5 protein-coding genes are annotated in these 6,000 nt (G+C 68.4%); 3 read left to right on the top strand and 2 right to left on the bottom strand.

Features of this window, described 5'->3' with window-relative positions:
• The coding region (locus tag ACH34W_RS54650) for an acyl-CoA synthetase (RefSeq protein WP_395969220.1) at positions 1-1,866 on the top strand (1,866 nt) is incomplete at its 5' end.
• A gap of 178 nt (positions 1,867-2,044) precedes the next feature.
• On the opposite strand, the gene ACH34W_RS54645 is transcribed toward ACH34W_RS54650, so the two are convergent.
• Positions 2,045-2,521 (bottom strand): winged helix-turn-helix transcriptional regulator, encoded by a 477-nt coding sequence (locus tag ACH34W_RS54645; protein ID WP_395969219.1) that lies wholly within the window; start codon positions 2,519-2,521, stop codon positions 2,045-2,047.
• Between the two features lie 214 nt (positions 2,522-2,735).
• On the opposite strand from ACH34W_RS54645, the gene ACH34W_RS54640 reads away from it, so the two are divergent.
• Complete coding sequence (locus ACH34W_RS54640) at positions 2,736-3,449, top strand: SDR family NAD(P)-dependent oxidoreductase (protein ID WP_395969218.1); 714 nt, start codon at positions 2,736-2,738, stop codon at positions 3,447-3,449.
• Positions 3,450-3,848: 399 nt separating this feature from the next.
• Here ACH34W_RS54640 and ACH34W_RS54635 read toward each other — a convergent pair whose 3' ends face one another.
• A complete protein-coding gene (locus tag ACH34W_RS54635; protein WP_395969217.1) occupies positions 3,849-4,478 on the bottom strand; it encodes a TetR/AcrR family transcriptional regulator in 630 nt (209 codons plus the stop codon).
• A 290-nt stretch (positions 4,479-4,768) separates the two neighbouring features.
• Between ACH34W_RS54635 and ACH34W_RS54630 the strand changes: the two genes are divergently transcribed.
• Entirely contained in the window at positions 4,769-5,182 is a 414-nt protein-coding gene (locus tag ACH34W_RS54630) for a DUF6463 family protein (protein ID WP_395969216.1), read from the top strand.
• The last annotated feature ends 818 nt before the right edge of the window (positions 5,183-6,000 follow it).

The following is a 6,000-nucleotide window of genomic DNA, read 5'->3' as shown; positions in this document are numbered from 1 at the left end:
CGGCCGCTCGTCCTGACCCCAGAGGACCTCTCGGTGATCGAGGCGGTCCCGCTGTCCGAACGAGATCTGCCAGCCAGCACCTACGAACTGTTGAGCCGCACCGCCGACGCGCACCCCGGACGGCCCGCCCTGTACCTGCTCGGCGAGAACGGTCTGCCCTGGCGGAACGCTCCCTGCTGGACCTACCGCACCCTCTTGGGACGGATCCACCAGGCGGCCAACACCTACCTGGCGCTGGGATTGCCCGAAGGTGGCGTGGTCGCGCTGATGCTGCCAAACCTGGGCGACACCTATGCGGCGCTGTTCGGCGCCCAAGCGATCGGCATCGCGAACCCGGTCAATCCGATGCTCGCCGAGGATCACCTGGTCGACATCCTCACTCTCACCGGCGCCCAGATCCTCCTGGCCCCCGGACCCGCCCTGTCGGCCGACCTGTGGGACAAGGCGCAGCGCGTTGCCGCAAGGCTGCCCGGCTTGATCGCCGTGGCCGCCGTCGGCTCCCCGCCCGGCCACGGCTCGGTTCCCACGGTCGACTTCACGGCAATGGCCGCCCAACAGCCCGCCGACCGGCTTCTCACCACCGCCCGCCGGAGCGGCGATGACATCGCCGCCTACTTCCACACCGGCGGAACGACCGGAGTACCCAAGGTCGCCCCGCACACCCACGCAAGCGAGGTGTACATGGCGTGGGCGCTGGGCTGTTCGGGCGCCTACCTCGAAGACGCCGTGGCACTGTCGGGGCTGCCGCTGTTCCACGTCAACGCCGTCCACGTCACCGGGCTCGGCCCCTTCATGCACGGCACGCCCGTGGTCAGCCTCGGCCCGCTCGGTTACCGCGACAAACGGCTCATGACCGACTTCTGGGAGATCATTGAGCACTACCGGGTGACCAGCTTCTCCGGCGTCCCCACCGTGTATTCCTCCCTCCCGCCGATCCCCGACGGCGTCGACCTGTCCAGCCTGCGCGCCGGCGCGGTCGGCGCCGCACCACTGCCGTCCCGGGTCCGCGACCGATTCGAGGGCACCGCGAAGGTCCCGCTGCTGGAGGGCTACGGGCTCACCGAAGCGACCTGCGCCTCCGCCGCGACCCCGGCGTTCGCGCCGCGCCCCGGCTCGGTCGGGCTGCGCCTGCCCTACCAGCACATCAAAGCCGTCACCGTGGACGCCGGCGAAACGCCGACCGGGGACTGCCCGCCCGGCGTCACCGGCGTGCTGGCCATCAGCGGCCCGGCGGTGTTCCCCGGCTACCTGCGGCCCTCACCGCACGGCCCGCGCCCCGACCCCACCGGAAGGATCTTCGACGGATGGCTGATCACCGGTGACCTCGGCCACGTCGACACCGACGGGTACGTCTTCCTCACCGGCCGCGCCAAGGATCTGATCATCCGTGGCGGGCACAACATCGACCCCAGACCGGTCGAGGAATCCCTGCTGGCCCACCCGGATGTCACGGCCGCCGCAGTGGTCGGCGCACCCGACCCCCACGCAGGCGAGGTCCCCATCGCCTACCTCGTACTGCGTCCCGAAGCGACCACCGGCATCGAGGAACTACGCGACTGGGCCGCAGCCCACGCACCTGAACCCGCCGCCACTCCACGCTCGATCCATGTGATCGACGCCCTGCCCACCACCGCCATCGGAAAGATCTACAAGCCCGGGCTCGTCCTCGACGCCGTCACCCGCATCGTCCACACTCTGCTGGAGCAGCACCACCTCGACGGGCAGGTCGACACCCAGCTGAGTGACGGCCGCTTGCAGGCAACCATCCACCTCACCCAACCCGACGGCGCCCCCATCGCCACACTGACCGCCGCCCTCGACCGATATCCCATCTCCTACGAGATCGTCCACGAGCCCACCTCATGACCGGCCGGAGGGTCGAGTCGCCCGATCGGCCGTCGGTGATGACCACGTCGGGCGTTGACGGACGGCTGACGGCAGCACGATCCTGAGGCCCTGTCGCCGGGGCGCTGTGTCCAGGATGCGTGCGTACCGTGCCACGATCGCCTCCAACTCGGCCGCCGCCAGCGAGCTGCGCTGAAGGTCAAGGCTTCTGCGGTATGCGTTCGGGGGGCATGCCGGGTCCGATCGTGGCCTGGATCTCGGCCGGGTCGTGCACGCGGCCGCAGTGGGCGCACACCGTCTGCTGGGTGACTCCGGTGCCGCACACCGAGTGGGTGTAGAGGATCGGCGGCTCCTCCTCGGTGGCCCACTGGTCGCCCCATTCGGTGAGAGCGACCAGCGCGGGCGCGAGCGCGCGCCCCTTGTCGGTGAGCAGGTACTCGTACAGTTCGGGATGCTCGGAGTACTTGTGCCGCCGCATGAGCCCCGCCTCGACGAACCCGTCGAGGCGGGACTTGAGGATGTTGGTCGCGATGCCCAGGCTGCGCTGGAAGTCGTTGTAGCGCGTCGCTCCCCCGAACACGGCGTCGCGAACGATCAGCAGGCTCCAGCGTTCGCCGACCAGTTCCAGGGCGCGTGCGATCGAGCACACCTGTGAGTCGTAGGTCTTTCCCAGCATGCGCTCAGTCTACCGAGGGGCTTGCGTAATGAAAGTGGCCTGGCTACGGTAACTTGTATGATGCAAGCTACTCAGGGCCTTCCCGCCGCCTGTGCGGCGGACCGGACTCCCCAGGAAGCGTTCGAGGCCATCACCGACGTTCGCGGTTGGTGGTCGCAAGAGGTTGTGGGACCCCAGGCCACCAGCCTGGCCGACACCAAGGTGAGTGCCTGAGATGACCGAGATCACAGGAAAGATCGTCCTGATCACCGGCGCCAACCGAGGCATCGGGCGGGCACTGCTGGAGGAGGCCCTGCAGAGGGGCGCCCAGCAGGTGTACGCAGGTACGCGCGGATCCTTCACCCACCCGGACAAACGGGTGACACCCCTGCTCCTTGACATCACCGACGAGGCACAGACGCAGCAGGCCGCCCAGGCGGTCCCCGCACTCGACATTCTGATCAACAATGCCGGCGTGGCACTCCCCGACGATCTCACCGACCCCGCCGTGCTCGAACGCCACCTCACCGTCAACCTCTTCGGCTACCACCGCGTGACCCAGGCATTCCTGCCCCTGCTGACCCGTTCGCGCGGTGCCATCGTCAACAACCTCTCCACCGCGTCCCTGGTCCCGCTGACGGTCGTCCCGGCCTACTCGGTCTCCAAGGCGGCCGCGTTCTCCCTGACGCAGTCGCAACGGATACTCCTCGCCGACCAGGGCGTCAGGGTCCATGCCGTCTTCACTGGCCCGACCGACACCGACATGAACCGCGGGTTCGACATCCCCAAAACCCCGCCGGAATCGGTCGCGCGAGCCATCTTCGACGGCGTGGAGAACCAGGAGGAGGACATCTTCCCCGACCCCATGTCACAGACCTTGGCCCCCGGGTGGCGAAATAGCCCGGCCAAGGCGCAGGAAAGGGAGCACGCGGCAGCCGAGCGCTCCTAGTCCCACGCGTGAATCACCGGCGTGAATCACCGGTACGCGAGCCGGCACCGGCTCGCGTACCGTCACGCCCGCATAAGCCCAGGCGTCGCCGTGCGGAAACTCGCGCCGGCTAGCGCCCCATCGCCCAGTGGTCACGCCTCGAAGCCGACCGCTCCGACGACCTCACCGCTGGTGGCTGATCGGGTGCCACATCGGCGACATCGCGTAATCCAGTAACGCCTATCCGCGGTTGGTGGGCCGGGTGCTGGTCACATGGCGGGCCGGGCGCTGGTCACAGGTCGAGCCGGCCGGTGTTGACCCTGTGAGCAGGTCGCTCATCTGGTGGGGTGAGAACCAGCACGAGGGCAGTGGGATCCTTGGAGTCCCGGACGGTCGCCCGGCCGTGAGGAAGAGGCCCTGTCAGCGCGCCTCAGCGACTCCGTCGGAGTCGCTCTGGTGCCGGTCGGCGCCGCCGTGGTGCCGGTCGGCGTCGCTGTTGTGGCGGTCGGCCAAGGCAGTGATGCCAGCTGCGGTAGCGGCGGCGAGGTCGGTGAGCATCGCGTCGTCCACGGGCAGGTTAATGATGTACAGGGCGGCCGCGAGCGAGCCGAGCAGCAGCAGATGGGCGATCGCGGGGTCGACGGGCCCGGCCAGCTCACCGCGGGCCACGGCACGTTCGATGATTTCGGCGAAGCTGGCCTGTTCGGCGGCCAGGAAGGTGTCCTGGAACCGGGTATCCAGTTCGGGATTGACGGCGAGTTCGCTCATTAGGGCCGGTGCCAGATGCCGGGCGGCCGGGGCGGACATGCGGACATGGAATGCGCGGACCAGCGCCAGCAGATCCCCGGGCAGGGAGCCGGTGTCGGACAACGCGGGCGGGTGCTGCCCGTGCATGGTGGCCGCGAACGCCATCTCGGCCTTGGAGGCGTAGCGACGGTAGATCGCCGCCTTGCCCACCCCGGCGCGAGCCGCGACCTGGTCAACGGTCAGAGCCGGATAGCCGACCTCGTCGATCAGCTCACGGGCGGTCTGCAGGATTTTGTGATCCACGCGACTGTCCCGAGGGCGTCCACCCCGTTGCTTTCCCGCTGCCATGCCTGCATTATACGGAACAAGAGTACCGAAACTTTAGTTCCGGAACTGGGTTACTCCCGGCCTGGCCGTGCGCTCTCGGGCCGCACCCCCACCCCATACCTGCTGACTGCAAGGCCGAGGCCATTGGCTTCGCCACACAGGCTGGCTGCAGTCCCACCCGGCGACCGCAGCCGCAGCCGCAGCCGCATGAGACAACCGCGATGGAGCCGCACCGCGCGGCATCGCGACAAGAACGGAGACCTCAGATGATCAAGTGGGCCGGTTGGATCATCACGCTGTACGGAGTCGCGCACACGGTCCTCGCCCTGACGGTGGAGAAGGCCGGACGCCACGCCGGGACGTGGTTCAGCGGAGGGCTGTGGGGCGAAGACCTCTCCGAGCTGAGCCCGGCGGGCAGCGCGTACTGGCTGAGTCTGGAAAGCTTCGGTGTGCCGCTCACCGTGGTCGGCCTGCTGGTGCTGTGGCTGGACCGCCGCGGCATTGCGCCGCCGACGTTCATCGCGTGGATTCTGGGGATCTGGACCGTGGTCGACGCCGTGGTCAGCATTGTCTCGCCCTGGCCGATCTTCCTTCTCGCGACGGTCCTGCTGCTGGTCGGAGCTCGCCGCGCCACCCGCCGCGACAACCCCACGCCCCAGGCCGAACTTCGACGAGCGTGAAAACAAGCCGCGCCAGAGCGACACCCCTGTGCTCGCCTACCTGGCGAACGGCATCTGGCCATGGGAGCCACCGGTATCGTCCTGGACCCAGCCGATGTGCATCACCGCGTCCAATGTCCGGTTGGCCGTCTCCACCGCCCGCTCATCGTCCGTGAGATATATCGAGGTAAACGGAACCGCGCCCGGGTCAGGTCCGCGTGAGCCGTCGCTGAGATCCGCAGGCAACCGGTCGCGCAGCGACGGCACCCGTGCCCCGAGGCTGCGCTGGCCTGTCCAAGCCGAGCGGCCCGCCAAGTCTCCGGCGAACGACGAAGAACACGCGAATGACGGGGGGACATGTCCCGCATGTCGCCGCCGCCGCAGTCGTTGCCGACGGGGTGTGGAACGCCTTCACCCTCGACAAGACCGTCACGCTCGGCCGACATGATCGCTGCAGGCAGGGCAAGCGGAGCGATCCCTCCCGGCCGCCGCCACCCCCGGGAGACTGCTGCGGCGTACACCGCGTCCATCGAGACAATCGGGATCGAGCTGGCCGGATGTCGCTCCCTACGACATCGAGCTCATGAACCGGGCAGTCCAGGAAGTTCTCGACTTAACGCCCACAGGGCGTTAAGTCATGCGGCCGCGACACCTCCACACGCCGTCGCATGCAGGTCCGCGGCCACCCCAGTCCTAGGGGTCAACTATTTCCGCGTCATGTCCATACCAAGGGCGCGACCATGAGCTTCACGAAGCTCGCCAGAGGCGTGGCTGCCATGGTCGGCCTCGGCGAGGCCGCCACCTCGTCTGGTCTTGTCTGGTCTTTCTCCGTAGCCGCA

The organism is Actinomadura sp. 6N118, from assembly GCF_044326415.1.
GTDB lineage: Bacteria > Actinomycetota > Actinomycetes > Streptosporangiales > Streptosporangiaceae > Spirillospora.
This window is presented reverse-complemented; position numbering and strand designations above follow the sequence as displayed.

Coding starts and splice junctions, on each gene's coding strand:
- ACH34W_RS54645 (WP_395969219.1), bottom strand. CDS start 2,521: ATGCTGGGAAAGACCTACGACTCACAGGTGTGCTCGATCGCACGCGCC.
- ACH34W_RS54640 (WP_395969218.1), top strand. CDS start 2,736: ATGACCGAGATCACAGGAAAGATCGTCCTGATCACCGGCGCCAACCGA.
- ACH34W_RS54630 (WP_395969216.1), top strand. CDS start 4,769: ATGATCAAGTGGGCCGGTTGGATCATCACGCTGTACGGAGTCGCGCAC.